This is a genomic window from Variovorax sp. Varisp46 (assembly GCF_059491885.1).
In genome coordinates this window covers 5453918-5470717 of record NZ_CP168515.1, presented here as the reverse complement: position 1 = coordinate 5470717, position 16800 = coordinate 5453918, and the positions used below count along the sequence as shown (strand labels likewise).

At 68.4% G+C, this 16800-nt stretch carries 10 protein-coding genes and 1 pseudogene; 3 read left to right on the top strand and 8 right to left on the bottom strand.

Annotated features, from left to right (window positions below; genetic code table 11):
• Nucleotide 1 precedes the first annotated feature (1 nt).
• Nucleotides 2–4891 (bottom strand): beta strand repeat-containing protein, encoded by a 4890-nt coding sequence (locus tag ACEN9N_RS25905; RefSeq protein WP_495656424.1) that lies wholly within the window; start codon nt 4889–4891, stop codon nt 2–4.
• A gap of 213 nt (nt 4892–5104) precedes the next feature.
• Nucleotides 5105–5185: pseudogene (locus ACEN9N_RS25900) on the bottom strand (ESPR-type extended signal peptide-containing protein); the annotation flags it as partial.
• A gap of 308 nt (nt 5186–5493) precedes the next feature.
• On the opposite strand from ACEN9N_RS25900, the gene ACEN9N_RS25895 reads away from it, so the two are divergent.
• The 3 genes from ACEN9N_RS25895 to ACEN9N_RS25885 all read left to right on the top strand — a co-directional run bounded on the left by ACEN9N_RS25895 (nt 5494) and on the right by ACEN9N_RS25885 (nt 10038).
• The gene (locus ACEN9N_RS25895) at nt 5494–6231 is read left to right on the top strand and encodes a response regulator transcription factor (protein ID WP_413315937.1); all 738 of its coding nucleotides are present in this window, start codon (nt 5494–5496) and stop codon (nt 6229–6231) included.
• 142 nt (nt 6232–6373) lie between these two features.
• Complete coding sequence (locus ACEN9N_RS25890; protein WP_478180052.1) at nt 6374–7654, top strand: FecR family protein; 1281 nt, start codon at nt 6374–6376, stop codon at nt 7652–7654.
• Between the two features lie 14 nt (nt 7655–7668).
• Entirely contained in the window at nt 7669–10038 is a 2370-nt protein-coding gene (locus tag ACEN9N_RS25885; protein ID WP_495654844.1) for a CHASE2 domain-containing protein, read from the top strand.
• A 13-nt stretch (nt 10039–10051) separates the two neighbouring features.
• Here ACEN9N_RS25885 and ACEN9N_RS25880 read toward each other — a convergent pair whose 3' ends face one another.
• The 6 genes from ACEN9N_RS25880 to ACEN9N_RS25855 all read right to left on the bottom strand — a co-directional run bounded on the left by ACEN9N_RS25880 (nt 10052) and on the right by ACEN9N_RS25855 (nt 16647).
• Nucleotides 10052–10486 carry a carboxypeptidase regulatory-like domain-containing protein gene (locus ACEN9N_RS25880; RefSeq protein WP_495654843.1) on the bottom strand — a complete coding sequence of 145 codons (435 nt, stop codon included), beginning with the start codon at nt 10484–10486 and terminating at the stop codon, nt 10052–10054.
• A 90-nt stretch (nt 10487–10576) separates the two neighbouring features.
• A complete protein-coding gene (gene glcF, locus ACEN9N_RS25875) occupies nt 10577–11809 on the bottom strand; it encodes a glycolate oxidase subunit GlcF (protein WP_495654842.1) in 1233 nt (410 codons plus the stop codon).
• A gap of 13 nt (nt 11810–11822) precedes the next feature.
• Nucleotides 11823–12932 (bottom strand): glycolate oxidase subunit GlcE, encoded by a 1110-nt coding sequence (gene glcE, locus ACEN9N_RS25870; protein WP_495654841.1) that lies wholly within the window; start codon nt 12930–12932, stop codon nt 11823–11825.
• 132 nt (nt 12933–13064) lie between these two features.
• Nucleotides 13065–14567, bottom strand: a complete 1503-nt coding sequence (locus ACEN9N_RS25865; RefSeq protein WP_007833382.1) for an FAD-linked oxidase C-terminal domain-containing protein — start codon at nt 14565–14567, stop codon at nt 13065–13067.
• A 141-nt stretch (nt 14568–14708) separates the two neighbouring features.
• Complete coding sequence (locus tag ACEN9N_RS25860; protein ID WP_495654840.1) at nt 14709–15593, bottom strand: LysR substrate-binding domain-containing protein; 885 nt, start codon at nt 15591–15593, stop codon at nt 14709–14711.
• Between the two features lie 121 nt (nt 15594–15714).
• Nucleotides 15715–16647, bottom strand: coding sequence for an SMP-30/gluconolactonase/LRE family protein (locus ACEN9N_RS25855; RefSeq protein WP_495654839.1), 933 nt, complete (start codon nt 16645–16647; stop codon nt 15715–15717).
• Nucleotides 16648–16800: the final 153 nt, after the last annotated feature.

Sequence of the window (16800 nt, the reverse complement as noted above, 5' to 3'; positions counted from 1 at the left end):
CTCAATTGAAGACCCACTCGGCGCCGACCGTGGCGGCCGCTCCCGCGCGACTCATGCCCACGCCGCCCGTCAGGCTCCATGCGTTGTTCTCCGAGGTGCGGCGGAAGCTCACGCCCACCGCGCTCTCGCCCTTGAAGACGCCATAGCCGATGCGCATCACCGTCTTGCCGGGCACGTAGGTGCCGGGCATCTGCACCGCCATGGCGGCGGCCACGCCGGCGTAGGCATTGCGCGCGACGCCCCGGATGTCGCTGCCGAGCGCGTTGACGCGCGCATCGGTGTAGGCCGTGTTGGCCGCGCTGGACTGGTTCAGCTGCTGCACGTTGACGGCATCGGTGGGCGCCACGCCAGGCGCCACGTTGTGCACCGCCACCGGCCCGGCGGCGCTGCCGTTGCCCATCGTCACGCTGTTGTAGTTGACGCTGCCATCCACGTTCGTGTCGTAGCGCACGCTGCCGGCCTGCACCGCCTGCAGCTGGCGCACGTTCACCGCATCGGTGGCCTGCGTGCCGCCCGCGACGTTGGTGATCTGGCGCTCGTTGCCTGCACTGCCCACCGACACCGCGCCCTGCGCGGACAGCACCGAGACGTTCGAGAACATCTCGCGCTGCCCGTTCATGCCGGCGCGGTCGGCCGATGCGCCGCTGCCAAGGGCCACGCCGCTGCTGGTGGTGGCGATGGCATTCGCGCCCAGCGCGATGCTGCTTGCGCCATTCGCCTGCGCGCCGCTGCCGCCCGCAAAGGCGCTGTTGCCCAGCGCGATCGCCTGCGGCCCGATGGCCACGCTCTCCGCGCCGGCAGCCTGCGAGTCCGCGGCCTGCGAGTTGGCGTGGAAGTACTTGATGCCTGCACCGCCGACCTGGATGTTGTTGATGGCCTGGTTGGTTGCATAGAGCTGACTGCCGTTGATCGCGTCCGTGCTGGTGGCGCTGATCTGGCCGGCCGCCACGTTCTGGATCTGGCGCTCGGCCCCTGGCGCGCCGACGCTGACCACGCCCACCGGCGCGGCGCCGGCGAAGTCGTAGGTCTGTCCCTGGATGGTGGTGCTGGCCGTGGGCGTGGCCGCGGCGGTGGTCGAGCCCGCGCCGAGCGCCACGCTGTTGTCGGTGCTGGCGGTGGCGTTCGGGCCCACGGCCACGCTGTTGGCGGTGGTGGCACTGGCATTGGTGCCCACGGCCAGCGAATTGACCGCGCCGGAGCCGACGCTCGCCCCCGCGCCGACAGCAATGCTGTTGGCCGCGCTCGCACCGCTGTTGTCGTAGTTGCCCTGCCTGGTGCCGCCGTCGTTCACGCTGTAGTAGTGCGTCTGCGCGTTGTTGACGATGGTGGTGATGCTGCCGCCCAGCGCATTGACGGTGCTGGCGACCGCGTACAGCTGGCTGCCGTTGATGGCATCCGTGCTGGTGCTGCTGATCTCGCCCGGCGCCACGTTGACGATCTGCCGCTCGGCGCCGGGGGCGCCCACACTCACCACGCCCGCGGCGGTGCCGGCAAAGTTGCCGTAGGTGATGGACGGCCCCGGCGCATAGCTGACCGAGCCGTCCGGATTGAGCGTGGCGATCACGCCCGGCACCGTGGCGCTGCTGACCTGGACGGCCGCCTTGTCGGCGCTGTCGTTGCCGAGCACCACGTTGTTGGCGTTGGCCACCGTGACGTTGTTGCCGAGCACGAAGCTCTGGTTGGCGCCGACCGCGATGGTGTTGTTGTTGCCGATGGCGTAGCTGTCGTCGGCGTCGATATAGCTGGGGTCGCCGATGGCGCCGGAATGCGCGCCATTGACCTGGTTGCCGGTGCCGATGCTGATCGACTGGAGGCCGTTCGCACGGGCGCCGTTGCCGATGGCGATAGCGCTGTTCTGAGAGGCCCGCGCTTGCGAGCCAATGGCCACGGTGTCATTGGCGGTGATGCCCGTACCGGCCATGAAACCGCTGGCGATGTTGTAGTCGCCGGTCACGTTGATGCCCGTCAGGAAGCCGCTCGCGACATTGTTGCTGCCGGTCACGTTATAGCCTGCGACGTAGCCGCTCGCGACGTTGCCGCTGCCTTCGACGGAAGCCCCGGCGCTGTTGCCGCTGGCTACATTGTTGCTGCCTATCGTGTCCGCCCCCGCTGAGGCGCCCAGGTAGGCATTTCCGCTGCCTTGCAGGCTGACCCCGGCCCCGGAACCGATGCCCGTATTGCTGGACCCCGACGCCGGATTGAGACCCGAAGCATTGGCCGATGCCAGCGCATTGCTGCCCAGCGCCGTGTTGGCGCTGCCGTCCATGAAACGCATCGCGTTCTGGCCGACAGCGGTGTTGTGGACACCGTTGGTATTGCGCCCGGCCTCCTGGCCGATGAAGGTCGCATACTGGTACTTCGAGTTGGTGCCCGCCTGCGCCCCGACCATCACGCTGTCGGACAGGTAGCCCGGCTGCGCCAGCATGGTGGCGTTCAAACCTGCATTGGTGCCGATGACCACTTCCTGCGCGTCATGCGACTTCGCGTTGTTGCCGATGGCGATCGACGAGTAGAACGTCGAAGGCGTGGTCGCGCCGGTGGAGACGGTTCCCGACACCGACGCGCCCGTGCCGATGGCGATGCCGCCGGTGGCGATAGCTCCCACGCTCGCGCCGTTGCCCATGGAAACCGAATTGGCGGCCTGCGCCGTCGCATTCACGCCCGCCGCCAGGCTGTTCAGTCCGGTGGCGCCGCCATTGCTGTAGTTGCCCTGCTGCGTGCCCCCGTCGTTCACGCTGTAGTAGTGCACCGCGCCCGCCGCCGCCGCGCTGGACACCGCCTTGAGCTGGCTCACGTTGACCGCATCGCTGTCCGCGGCGCCGGCGGCCACGCCGGTGATCTGGCGGAACTTGCCGTTGGCCGCGTCGCCCACGCTGACGGCCGCCAGTGTGCCGGTGGTTGAGGTGATGGCGCTGGCCTGTGCCGCGGCGGCGCTCGGTGGAACGTAGGGCGCGATGCCCGCTGCCGTGCTTGCCACCGACCCCTGCCCCAGTGCCACGCCGCCAGGCTGTGTCACGCTGGTGTCGCTGCCCAGCGCCACGGCCCCGCTGACGCTGGCGGTCGTGGCGCCGGCCGCATCGGCGCCCAGGTGGACGTTGTTGCCCAGCACGAAAGCATCGCTGGTGGTGGCGCCAATGGTGTTGTTGTTGCCGACGCTGTAGCTGTTGGCGCCGTTGATGATGCTGGGGTCGCCGATGGCGCCCGAGTGGTCGCCGCCGACCGCGTTGCCGGTGCCGATGCTGATGGACTGCAGGCCTGTGGCTTTTGCGCCGGTGCCGATCGCTATGGCGCTGTCCTTGCCGGCCAATGCTCTGGATCCGATGGCGACAACATCGTTGGCCGTGACACCAGCAGCAGTCGCTTCATCGACGTTCGCGAAATAGCCGATTGCGACGTTGCGACTGCCGGTGCTTCCGTAGCCTGACGCATAGCCTCCTGCAAAGTTGTAGTCGCCCTTCACGCCCCCGCCCGAGGAGTCTCCAATCGCAACATTGGAGTTCCCCGTGACGGACGTGCCTGCGCCGCTACCAAAGGACGAATTGCTGGATCCGGTCGAAGAACTGCCCGCCGAATAGCCGAAGCCTGCATTTGAATCCCCCTGGCTTCCTTCCAACGCGAAGGTCCCAAAACCGGCCAGTCCGTAGCCCGAGGAGTCGCTGCCCGCGTTCGCACCAAAAAAGGAGCTGGTGGTCGCTGTCGATCGCGAAGCTGCTTGGTACCCAACCGCGATCGATCCGTTCGTGCTGGATCCCTGGCCCGCCGATTCACCGATGAAGTAGCTGTTGCTTGAGGTGGAAGATTCGCCTGCCCTTTGTCCGATGGCGATATTCGAACCCATTGCCGTCGCGGATTCCCCGATCGCGATACCGCCGACAGAAGCAGGAGACAGGATCGTCTTGGCGCCGTGTCCGATCGCAACGGAACCCTGCGTCGCTGCTGTTGCCCCCACGCCGGCAGCCATTGAATTGAAGCCCGTGGCGCCGTCGTTGGCATAGTTGCTGCCGGCACTCTGGTCGGTCGATTTGACGCTGTAGTAATGCACAGCCCCTGCCGCCGCCGCGCTGGACACGGCCTTGAGCTGGCTCACGTTGACCGCGTCGCTGTCGGCCGTGCCTGCCGCCACATATTGGATTTGTCTCGTGCCGGATAAAGCGGAGCCCACCGATACTGGAGCCAATGACCCGAACGTGGTGTTCACGATGGCGGTTTTTTCGGCCGCCGACGCGGTCGCAGGAACGAAGCCCACACCGTTCGCAGAAGTACTGGCCACTGAGTTGCTGCCGAGAGCCACGCCGTCGGCGACCGTCACAGACGTGTGGGTGCCGAGCGCCGCACCGCCACTCCTGCTTGCATTCGCCAAGTAGCCGAGCGCCACCGTTTCGCTGGCCGTGATGGTGTAGCCCGCACCGTCTCCGATGGCGACGTTGCGATCGCCGGTCACGCTCTGGGCGGTATTCGCGCCGAACGCGATATTTCCACTCCCTGCGACCCTGTAGCCAGCGCCAAGACCCATGCTGAGATTGCCTGCGCCGGTGACATACATCCCGGAGGTCTGGCCGAGGGAGATGTTGTTGCTCCCCGAAACGCCGCTGCCGGTATCCATGCCTAGAGCGATGTTGTTCGAGCCGCTGACCCTCTGTCCCGTCCTGTAGCCCAGCGCAATCTGGTTGTAAGAGACGGCGGTCGATCCGGTTCCCGCCTGGGCACCCATCACGATCGCGTTCTCACTCACAGCCTTCGCCCCGCCGCCGATCGCGATGGCATTTTTTCCTGCCGCAGAGGTGGTGGTCGATCCGATGAGAACCGCACCGGCGCCCAGGTTGGCCGAGATGAGTGTGGAAAGGAAGGACGTGTCAGGAGTCCCTGCCGCCGTGCTCGGGATGCCGGACATGGTGGCAAAACCCCCGCTGCCGTTGGGTACTTGGCAGGTCCAGGTGGAAGTTGAGGTTGCCGGCGAGGTACTGGTGGAGCAAACGGCCCCACCGGGATTGGGAGTCAAGTTGGCACCAATGGCCGTATCCGCCCACGCGGTCGAACTCATTGCACACGCCGCCGCAAGTGCCGCAGCCCGCACCCGCGCACCACCGACTCCGCGGCACTTCTTTCCACGCGCGGCCCCAACCTCGCTCACAGCCACCCAGGCACTCAGCGCCTCGTTCCATACAGACCGGTAGGTCTTGTTCATTTCAATCTTCCTCGATCCATCAGGTTGCATGCACAACCTCGTCCATGACCGGGCACGGGAGACTGTGGCTTTTTGCGGAATTCGCAGCACCGGCCGGCACTGCACAGGGCGCGGATGATGTCGAGGGAGGTTCCGCGGCGCGGACACGCCACGAGGTTTCGTCAGAATTGCCGGCACTTTTCGTGTCGGTTTGTGAATTTTTTTTACACTGTTCGCATCCTTCGAGTAACTGCGGCGGTTTGTGTGAAATCGTCAGATTTGGTCCTTCGATTCGCTGTCAGAATCCCGCCGCCAAACGAACGGACCCCATGCGCATCGCCATCCTCGAAGACGACCCCGACCAGCTGTCCCACCTCGTGCGGACGATGGAGCAGCTGTTCACGGTGGGAGAAACGACGGTGGCGTGCACGGCCTTCACCGACGGCGCCGCGCTGCAGCAGGTGCTGCGGCGGGAAAGCTTCGACCTGCTGGTGCTCGACTGGAACGTGCCGGGGCTGGAAGGGCTCGAGTTGCTGAAATGGCTGCGCACCTGGCAGCGCGACCTGGTGCCCGTGCTCATGCTCAGTTCCCGGACCTCGGAGCAGGACGTGGTGCAGGCGCTGAACTTCGGCGCCGACGACTACATCGTCAAGCCGTTCCGCCCGCTGGAGTTGCGTGCGCGCGTGCAGCGCCTGATGGCCAGGCGCTCGCCGGTGGCGCAGTCGGACCGGGAGCGCTTCGGCCGATGGGAGTTCGACAGGCTCACGCAGAACGTGCTGATCCATCCGGTTCCGCCGGACAGCGCACCGCCCGAGCGGCATGCGCTCACCGACCGCGAGTTCAAGCTGGTGCTGGTCTTGTTCCAGCACATGGGCGGCGTGGTGTCGCGCGCCCATCTCCTGGAAAGCGCCGGCTACAGCAGCGAAGAGCTGCCGTCGCGCACACTGGACAGCCACATCTACCGCTTGCGCAGCAAGCTCGGGCTGGAGGCGGAGCGCGGGCTGAGCCTGCGCACGGTCTATGGACGCGGCTATCGGCTCGAAGCCACCCGGCAGGAGGAACCCTGATGGTGCCGCAGGGGGCAAGGACTATGCTCCCGCCAACCAGAACGATTCCGACATGACAAAGAGCGATCACGGAACGAGGGGAGATTCTCAAGCGATGCAGTGCAGGCAGTTGGTGGCATGCGCATGGTTCATTGCATTCGCGGTGTCCGCACAGTCACAGCCGACGCCGCACGTGGTGCAGCCCGGCGAAACCCTCTGGGGCATCACGGGGCAGCGCCTGCAGGCACCGCAGCGCTGGCCCGAGGTGCAGCAGCGCAACCAGGTCGGCGAACCTCGCCTGCTGCAACCCGGCACGGTGCTGCATTTCGCGGACGGCCGCATCGTGCCCGAGGGCGCAGCCGTGGTGACGGCAGTCGAAGGAGCGGCCTCGCGCCGCCGCGGCGGCAGCGGGGGCGAACAGGCGCTCTCCCCCGGCATGCCGATCCAGCCGGGCGACATCCTCACCACCGGCGGCGAGGCCTTCGTTACCCTGGGCCTGCCTGGCGGCAGCCGCGTCGTGCTGCCCTCCCGCAGTGCGCTCGAAGTGCTGGCGATCGATGCCGCGACGGTCAGGCTGCGGCTCATCGAAGGGCGCGTGGAGTCGCAAGTCCAGAAGCAGCGGCCCAGTCAGCAGTTCGAGATCCGTGCGCGGTCGCTGGGCCTGGGCGTGCGCGGCACCCATTTCCGCGTGCGCGACGAAGGCGGCTTGCTGGCCAGCGAGGTCATCGAAGGCGAAGTGTCGGTCGGCAAGAGCGCCGCGGCAGGACGACAAGACCCGCAGCGGCCCGCAGCGCCTGCAGCTCCTGCCCTCGTACTGCGCGCCGGCCACGGCGCCGTCCTGCTGGAAGACGGCAGCGCCGAGGCGCGCACCCTGCTGACGGCGCCCCAGCTCCTGCCTGCCACCGGGCCCCGAAGCGGCGACCGGACGCTCGAACTCGTGCCGGTCGCGAACGCCAAGGGCTACCGGTTGCAGCTCGCGCGCGACGAGCGCGTCCTGCTGCCGGTGCACGAGCAGCGCGGCACCGGCCCCGCATTCACCGTGCCGCCCGAAATCGAGCCCGGCTTCTACCAGCTTCGCCTCACCGCCTTCGATGCCGCACAGCTCGAGGGATTGCCGGGCGACAGCACGGTCTACCTGCCGCCATCCAGTGCAAGTGGACAGGGCAGCAGCGCAGGAACGGCCACGCCGATAGCCGACGGCCGCGTCGAGATCCGGTGGCCCGGGGTTTCCGGTCGGCGCTACGCCTTCGAGCTTTCGCGCAGCGCCGACTTCTCGCTGCTGCTGCTCAGCGAGCCGGCTGTCTACGCCACGGGCATGACGGTGGGCCCCTTCGCGGTCGGCGGCCGCTACCACTGGCGCGTGCGCGAGCAGCAGCCGGGCAGCACTGAACCCGCGAGCCCCCGGCAGGGCTTCGGCGGAAGCTTCGACATTCCCGCGCGTTGAGCCGGGCCTTCGCAATGCGCACGCGGCTCGTCATCGAACGGCTGTTGATGGCGCTGCTGTTACCCATTGCCATGCTGGGACTGGCGCAGCGCCCCATCGTGACGCAGATCGATGCCTCGATCCATGACCGGATGCTGCGCCTTGCATCGCACACCGCGACGCCCGACATCATGATCATCGCGATCGACGAACGCAGCCTGGGCGAACTCGGCCGCTGGCCTTGGTCCAGGGAAACCCACGCCCGGCTGCTGGAGCGACTGGCGCCCCATGCACCGCGCGCGGTGCTGCTGGATCTTTTCCTGACCGAGCCCAGCATCAACCCGCGGGATGACGAGCGGCTGGCGCAAGCCATGGGCAAGCTGCCGGTCTACCTGCCGCTGCTGCATGCCCCGCCGTTGGCGTCGATGAGCGAGAACTGGCCGGGCTTCCTGCCGCCTCTCGCGGTATTCGCCGAACGCGCCAGGGGCGTCGGCCATGCGGGCCTGACGCCGGATTCCGACGGGGTGGCGCGCACGCTGTACCTGCGCGAGGGATACGCCGGGCACCTGCAGCCCTATGTGGGGGCGCTCATGACGGGCCGCGTCCCGTCGCAGGCGCCCCCGGCGGCACCGTCCGGCACCTGGGTGCGCGAGGACCCGCTGCGCCTGCTGTTCGCCGGCCCGCGCGGCAGCTACCGCACGGTGTCGTATGTGAGCGCACTGCGTGGGGAAGTGCCCGGTGAGCTACTGCAGGGCAAGCTGCTGCTCATCGGCGCCACGGCCCCAGGCCTCGGCGACCAGACGCTGGCACCCCATGCGGGCGTCCGGGGCGTGCTGTCCGGCGTCGAGGTGCACGCCAATGCGATCGACAACCTGCTTCATGCCCGCAACATCAGCGTGCTGCCGCCACTCGCCTATGCGGCATGGACGGTGGTGCCGATCTGGATCGCGCTGTGGCTGCTGATCCGCATGGCGCACCACGCCTTGCCGGTCGCCTTCAGCCTGGCCGCGACCTGCCTGCTGCTCAGCATCGCCGCCATGCTCGCGCGGCACTGGTGGCTGCCCCCGGCGGCCCCCATATCGGGGCTCGCCATCCTCTACCTGCTGTGGAGTTGGCGGCGGCTGGAGTCTCAGTTCGCCTTTCTGCGCGAGCGCGCCCAGGCGCTGGACATGCTTCCGGCCGGCGCCTTCGAGATGCTCCCGGCCCTCGCGCCTGCGGCGGCCGATTCCGCGCAGCAACCCAAGCAGGCCCTGGACCGGGCCATTGCCCGTGTCCAGCGCATGCAGAAGCTGATGGACGAAGCCATGCACACCGTGCCCGTCGCCATGCTGATCTGCGACGAAGACGGGCGCATCGGATCGAGCAACGCCGCGGCCTTTCGCCTGTTGCGCGCCGGTGCGCCGCCTTCGCGCGACGGCGAGGCAGCGGCACTCAGGGGTGTGTCGCTGCCCAGGTTGCTCGCGACCCTGGCGACCACGGTGCAAGCCGATGCAGCGATGGCGGCGGAACACCCCCACTGGACCGTGCGCCTGCGCGGCGAATACCAGACCACCGAGGCGCACGTGTTCCAGTTCGAGGCCGCGCCCTTCGGCGCCGCGGCGCGTGACGAGCGGGGCTGGGTCGTGGCACTGCCCGAACTCACCGCCGAGCGCAAAGCCCAGCGCCAGCGCGATGAATGGCGGCGTTTTCTGTCCCACGACCTGCGCAGCCCGCAGATCACCATCCTCAGCCTGTTGTCGATGCATGACGCCGAGACGGACACAGCGCCGCCGCCGGCGAATCTGCTGCGGGCGATCCGCCGGGAAGCGGAACGCACACTCGCGCTGGCCGAGGGTTTCATGGACTACACCGAGGCCGGGTCGAACGATTACCGCTTTGCGGAAACGCATGTCGGCACGGTGCTGCTCGACGCGCGGGATCAGGTGTGGCCCTACGCCCGGACCCATGGCGTGCGCGTGGAGACGGGGCTCGACGAAGCCGATGAAACAACGATCCGGGCCGACGGCGCGCTGCTGACGCGCGCCATCGTGAACCTGCTGAACAACGCCATCCGCCACAGCAGCCAGGGCAGCTGCGTGAGCCTGCGCATGGAGGCCATGCCCGATCTCCAGAGCCCCGGCGGAGGCGTTGTTCGCATCACCGTCAGCGACGAAGGCTCGGGCATGACGCCTTCGCAACTGCAGGCCCTGCTGACCACGCCGCGCGGCCAGCGCCCTGCCATGCACAAGGAAGATCAGGCTGCCGCCGCGCCTGCTCCGATGCCCGCCGCACGCGGCATGGGCCTTGGGTTTTCAGTGGTGCGCGCGGTCGTGCAGCAGCACGGCGGGCGCATCGAGGCGCAGAGCGCACCGGGCGTGGGCACCACGTTCTGGCTGAGCTTGCCGCTGCGCTGCGGCGCGCCCTGAGCGCACGGGAAGCTCAGAACCTGAAATCGACGGTCTTCGAGCCGCCGCCCACCGTCACCGTCTGGCTCTTGGCACTGCCGGCCATGGCAGCGTCGATGGTGTAGCGGCCCGCCGGCAGGTCGATCAGGCAGACCGGCCCGCTGGCGCGCAGGCCCAGCGAAGGCGCGCCGTCGGCGCCCTTGATGTCGACCTGGACATCCGTCAGGTAGGCACCGTCGGAGCGCGCGAAGAGCAGCGCCAGAGGATGCTCCTTCATGGCCGCGCGCATCGCGGTCGATTCGTCCGAGCCGATGCCGCCGCAGACATAGCGCACCGCGCCCTCGCCCTTCCATTGCGGCATGGCCGACTGGGCTTGCACGCCAACGGCAGCGGCCACGCAAGCCAGCGCCAGCAGGGCGTGCCGCACGTGCTTCTTCGGAACGATGGAAGCTGCTTGAACAGAAGACATGAGGCTTGCTCCTTGGAAAAATCGGTGCTGCCATGATGCGGCGCGAATTGCCATGGCGCGAGTCGGACCAGAGCGCTCTTCGGTGTGCGATCAGGCCGCCGCCAGTGCCGCGTCCAGCAGTTCCACCCAGTGCCGCACGGGCGTCTCCCGGCTGCCGCTTTGCAGGTGCGTGATGCAGCCGATGTTGGCCGAGGCGATGACCCTCGGCTGCAGCTGCTCCAGGTGGCCGAGCTTGCGGTCGCGCAGCGGATAGGCCAGCTCGGGCTGCAGCACCGAGTAGGTGCCGGCCGAGCCGCAGCACAGGTGCGATTCGTTCATTGCCACGCGGATGTCGAAGCCCAGCGCGCGCAGATGCGTCTCGACGCCGCCGCGCAGCTTCTGGCCGTGCTGCAGCGTGCACGGCGGGTGGTAGGCCACCACGCCCTGCGGCGCGCGCACGCGGGCCTTCAGGGCAGGCACGAGGTCCGGCAGCAATTCGCTCAGGTCGCGCGTGAGCTCGCCGATGCGTGCCGCCTTCAGCGCGTAGGCCGCGTCGTGCTGCAGGATGTGGCCGTACTCGCGCACGGTGACACCACAGCCCGAAGCGTTCATCACGATGGCCTCCACCTCGTTGCGCTCCACGAAAGGCCACCACGCATCGATGTTGGCGCGCATCTGCGCCTTGCCTCCGTCCTGGTCGTTGAGGTGGAACTTCACCGCGCCGCAGCAGCCGGCCTCGGGTGCGATCACCGCCTGTATGCCGGCCGCGTCGAGCACGCGTGCGGTGGCACTGTTGATGTTCGGCATCATCGACGGCTGCACGCAGCCCGCGAGCATCAGCACCTTGCGCGCGTGCGTGGCGGTGGGCCAGGCGCCGGCATCCTGCCTGGCGGGCACCTTGGCTTTCAGCGCCTCGGGCAAGACGCCGCGCACCGACTGGCCGAGCTTCATCGCCGGGCCGAACAGCGGCGACGGCAGGCCCTCTTTCAGCAGCCAGCGCTGCGCCGACTCCATCGCGGGGCGCGGCACCTTCTCGTCGACGATCCTGCGGCCGATGTCGACGAGGTTGCCGTACTGCACGCCGCTCGGGCAGGTGCTCTCGCAGTTGCGGCAGGTCAGGCAGCGGTCGAGGTGCAGCTGCGTGCTGCGCGTCGGCGCCTTGCCTTCGAGCACCTGCTTGATGAGGTAGATGCGCCCGCGCGGGCCGTCGAGCTCGTCGCCGAGCAGCTGGTAGGTGGGGCAGGTGGCGGTGCAGAAGCCGCAGTGCACGCACTTGCGCAGGATGGCTTCGGCTTCGCGGCCATCGTCGGTGCCGCGGAATTCGGGGGCGAGCTCGGTTTGCATGTCGGTTCTTGTTCTACGTGGAGGCGAGCAGGCGGCCGCGGTTGAAGAGGCCGTGCGGATCGAACTCGCGCATCAGCGCGCGCTGGATGCGTTCGACGGGCGCGCTCAACGCGTCGAAGCGCGGGACCTTGCCTTGGGTGTCCGACCGGGGCAGGCGGAACAGCGTGGCGTGACCGCCCGCGGCGCGCGCGATCTCGCGGATGCGCGCGGCCTGATCGGGCCGCGCCTTGTACCAGCGCTGGCCGCCGTGCCATTCGATCAAGGGCGCGGCGCCGTCGAGCGAGAGCACCGGCGCGGTCTGCGGCACCGACAGGCGCCAGAGCGCGTCCGTGCCTTCGTCGGTGGCGAACCACGGCAGTTGCTGGTCGCGCAGCGATTGCCATTCGGCGGCGGCACGCGCGTTGTTCTTGCGCTCGCCGCCGAGGTGTGTGCATGCGGCTTCCACGGCGGCCGCGGCGCCGCGCAGGCGCAGGTAAAGCACACCCGCGCCTTCGTATTCAAACCAGCAGCTCGCATTCAGCGGCAGCGGCCGCCCGCCCCATTCGTTGAGCAGGCGCAGCGCATCGGCCTGGCCGCAGGCGAATGCTAGCGTGGCCTCGGCAGGCGCGGCAGGCAGTACCTTGAGGCTCACTTCGGCGATCACGCCCAGCGTGCCGAGCGAACCGGCCAGCACGCGCGAAACGTCGTAGCCCGCGACGTTCTTCATCACCTGCCCGCCGAAGGTCAGCAGCTCGCCGCGGCCGTTGACCAGCGTGGCGCCGAGCACGTAGTCGCGCACCGCGCCGACGCTCGCGCGCGCGGGTCCGCTGAGGCCGGCCGCGACCATGCCGCAGACGGTGCCGTTTCCGCCGAAGCGTGGCGGCTCGAACGGCAGGCACTGGCCTTTTTCCGCAAGCACCGCTTCCAGTTCGGCGAGCGGCGTGCCGGCGCGCACAGTGACGACCAGCTCGCTTGGCTCGTAGCTCGTGATGCCGGTGAGCGCTCGCATGTCGAGCAGTTCACCCTGCGGTGTTTCGCCGTAGAAATCCTTGGTGCCGCCGCCGCGGATGCACAGCGGCGTATTGGCTGCAGCTGCGGCACGGATGCGCTCGACGATCTGGTGGAGTGCTGTGTCGGTACTCATCTGGCGCTCCATCGTGAGTGCTGTTGTTCGGGGTGCGTGCACAGGCCACCGGGTGCTCCCCTCCGCGAATGTCCCCCGTCGGCGTGATCGCGCCCCGAATGAACCCACGGGTTAGAAAAACAGGTCCCCATCTCAGAACCTCGGCAGATCCGGATGCTGCAACTTCCCCCCGCGCACGACCTGCTTGCCGTACTCGGCGCAGCGCTGAAGCGTGGGAATCACCTTGCCGGGATTCAGCATGCCCTCGGGATCGAAGGCGCGCTTCACGCCGAACATCTGCTCGTTCTCGGCCGCCGTGAACTGAACGCACATGCTGTTGAGCTTCTCCACGCCTACGCCGTGCTCGCCCGATACCGTGCCGCCCATCGCGACACTGGTCTCGAGGATGTCGGCGCCGAACAGTTCGCAACGGTGCAGCTCGTCGGGGTCGTTGGCATCGAACAGCACCAGTGGATGCAGGTTGCCGTCGCCCGCGTGGAACACGTTGCAGCAGCGCAGGTTGTATTTCTTCTCCATCTGCTGGATGGCCAGCAGGATGTCCGCGAGCCGCTTGCGCGGGATGGTCGAGTCGAGGCACATGTAGTCGGGGCTGATGCGGCCCGAGGCGGGGAACGCGTTCTTGCGCCCGCTCCAGAACTTCATGCGCTCTTCCTCGCTGTTGCTGCACGCGATGGCGGTGGCGCCGCAGCCGCGCAGCACGGCGGTCATGCGGCCGATTTCTTCCTCGACCTCTTCGGGTGTGCCGTCGGATTCGCACAGCAGGATGGCCGCCGCGTCGAGGTCGTAGCCCGCGCGCACGAAGTCTTCGACGGCGGCGGTCATGGGCTTGTCCATCATCTCCAGGCCCGCCGGGATGATGCCGGCCGCGATCACCGCGGCCACCGCGTCGCCGGCCTTTCGCACGTCGTCGAAGCTGGCCATGATGCAGCGCGCGAGCTGCGGTTTCGGTACGAGCTTGACGGTGACCTCGGTGGTCACGGCCAGCATGCCTTCGCTGCCGATGACCAGCGCGAGCAGGTCGAGCCCCGGCGCGTCGAGCGCCTCGCCACCGAACTCGATGGGCTCGCCCTCGGCCGTGAAGCCGCGCACGCGCAGCACGTTGTGCAGCGTCAGGCCGTACTTCAGGCAGTGCACGCCGCCCGAGTTCTCGGCCACGTTGCCGCCGATGGTGCAGGCGATCTGGCTCGACGGGTCGGGTGCGTAGTACAGGTTGAAAGGCGCGGCCGCCTCGCTGATGGCGAGGTTGCGCACGCCGCACTGCACGACGGCCGTGCGGCCCACCGGATCGATCTTCAGGATGCGGTTGAACTTGGCCAGCGACATGGTCACGCCCATGGTGTGCGGCATGGCGCCGCCCGAGAGCCCGGTGCCCGCGCCGCGCGCCACCACGGGCACGCCGAGTTGGTGGCAGGCCTTGAGCACGGCGGCCACCTGCGCCTCGGTCTCGGGCAGGGCCACCACCAGCGGGCGGGCGCGGTAGGCGGTGAGGCCGTCGCACTCGTAGGGCGTGGTGTCTTCGGCCTGCCAGATCAGCGCGTGGGCGGGCAGATGCGCCTGCAGCGCGCGCACCACTTCGGACTGGCGCTGTGTTTTCTGCAGCGAATCGTGCTGCGTGGGGGTGAGCGGCGCATTCATGCGGCGACCTCTTTCTGCTTTCTTCTGCTCGCGGGATGTCTCGGGGTTTACTTCACGCACTCTACGGAATTGCGGCGGCCCTGGGTTGACGGATTTTTGCCGGGCGCTTGAAAGAACTTCGCGAACGTGGTGATTGGTTCTTCAGCGCAGGCTCTGTTCCAGCCAATCGGCGAAGGCCGCGCACTCCCAGCGCTCCAGCGTGCCCGGCTGCCAGCAGATGTAGTGCCGGTGCGGCGACGGCACGGCCTGCTCGGACAGCGCGACCAGCCGGCCCGATTCGAACCACGCGGCGCCCAACTTCTGCCGCACCAGCGCAATGCCGAAGCCGCTGGCGGCGGCGTCGTACACGAGTCCCAGGTCGTTGAACTGCGCGCCGATGTTCGGCTCGGGCTGGTCGAGCCCGCAGCTCGCAAACCAGGTGCCCCAGGGTTCGAGCGGGCTGCGGATCAGCCGCGCGCTGGCGATCTCGGCCGCGGTGCGAAAACCCGTGAACGGCCCGAACTCGTTGAGATAGCTGGGGCTGCACGCGGGCACCACCTGCTCCTCGAGCAACAGCCGGTGCTCGCAGTCGGCATACCCGCCGGGGCCGTAGCGCACTTCGAGGTCGGCCTGCTCGGCCGTCACGTCGAGCAGCGGGATCGACACCTGCAGTACCAGCTCGATGTCGGGGTAGATGTTGCGGAACAGCTCCAGTCGGGGCATGAGGAACTGCCGGCTGAAGGTGGGCGTGACGGCAATGCGCAGGCGAGTGGCGCGCTGCGCGGCGTTGGCGCCGAGCGGCATGGCCTGCAGCGCGGCGAGCCCCGTGCGCACGTTGGCGAGGTAGGCCGCGCCGTCTGCCGTGAGGCTGAAGTCGCTGCGGCCGAAGAGCTTGAAGCCGACGTGCGATTCGAGCTGGCGGATGCGGTGGCTCACCGCGCTGGGCGTGACGCACAGCTCGTCGGCCGCGCGGCCCGCGTGCCGCAACCTTGCGACGGCCTCGAAGGTCAGCAGGCATTGGATCGGGGGGATGTGCTGCGCAGCCATGGCGTCTTAGCTTCTTTGCGGGACGATCGCGTTCTGGGCGCGTGCACAGGACACCGGGTACTCCCCTCCGCGAATGTCCCCCGTCGGCGTGATCGCACCCGAACAACGCGCTTCACGCCAATCAGTCCTCGAAGAAGTTCACAGGCAACCCTCGCGTCTCGACCTGCATCGAGATCACCGTCCCCGAGGCCGGCCGCTGCTCGATCTCGGCGGCGGGCCGACCCTTGCGGCCGCTGGTGACGAACAGCGTCTTCAGGTCGTCGCCGCCGAAGCAGGGCATGGTCGGGCACTGGACGGGCACCGGCACGGCCGCCACTTGCTGGCCCGAGGGCGAGAAACGCAGCAGCTGCGCGCCTTCGAACATCGCCACCCAGTAGTGGCCTTCGGCGTCGATGGTGGCGCCGTCGGGGCGCCCCCCGTAGTGCAGCAGCGAGTCTGGCGACCAGCCCTCGGGCTTGGCGTCGAACTGCTGGAACACGCGGGCGCGCGAGAGCGAGTTGCCCTCGGCGTCCCAGTCCCACGCGCGCACCACGTGTGAGGGGGTGTCGGCCCAATAGAGCGTGCGGGCGTCGGGCGAGAACGCGAGGCCGTTGGCGGTGGTGGCCTGGTTGGCCATCTGCGTGATGGTCGGCGAGATGCCGGTGTTGCTGCGTGCGTCGAGGCAATAGAGCGCGGCATTGGCGCGGTCCTTGGCCTCGTTGATCGAGCCGGCCCAGAAGCGGCCCAGCGCATCGCACTTGCCGTCGTTGAAGCGCATGGTGCTCACGTCATGCTCCACGCGCGCCATCGCGACCAATTCGCCACCCCATTGGCGCGCGCGGTAGATGCCGTCGCGCAATGCGATCACGAGGCCGCCGCTGCGCGCCGGCGCCATGCAGCCGGGCTCGGTGGACAAGGGCCATCGCTCTACCTTCGCCTCCGGCGAGCCGATGTCGCCGCGCGTGCGCAGCACGGCACGCCCGGGAATGTCGAGCCAGTAGAGCGAGCGTTCTTCCGGGTGCCAGAACGGCGACTCGCCGAGCTCGCAGAGGCTGTCTTCGATGGAGGTCCACATGGTGTCGCGATTGTGCCCCCGGCCATCGCGGCGGCGGGCAAAAAAAAGCCCGCTGGCGCCGGAGCGCTCGCGGGCTGAACATCCAAAGGAGACCTCGCTTGAAAACTTTTTCTTCAATCGGTGGGCACCGCGGAACCGGCTTTGCCGGGCCGC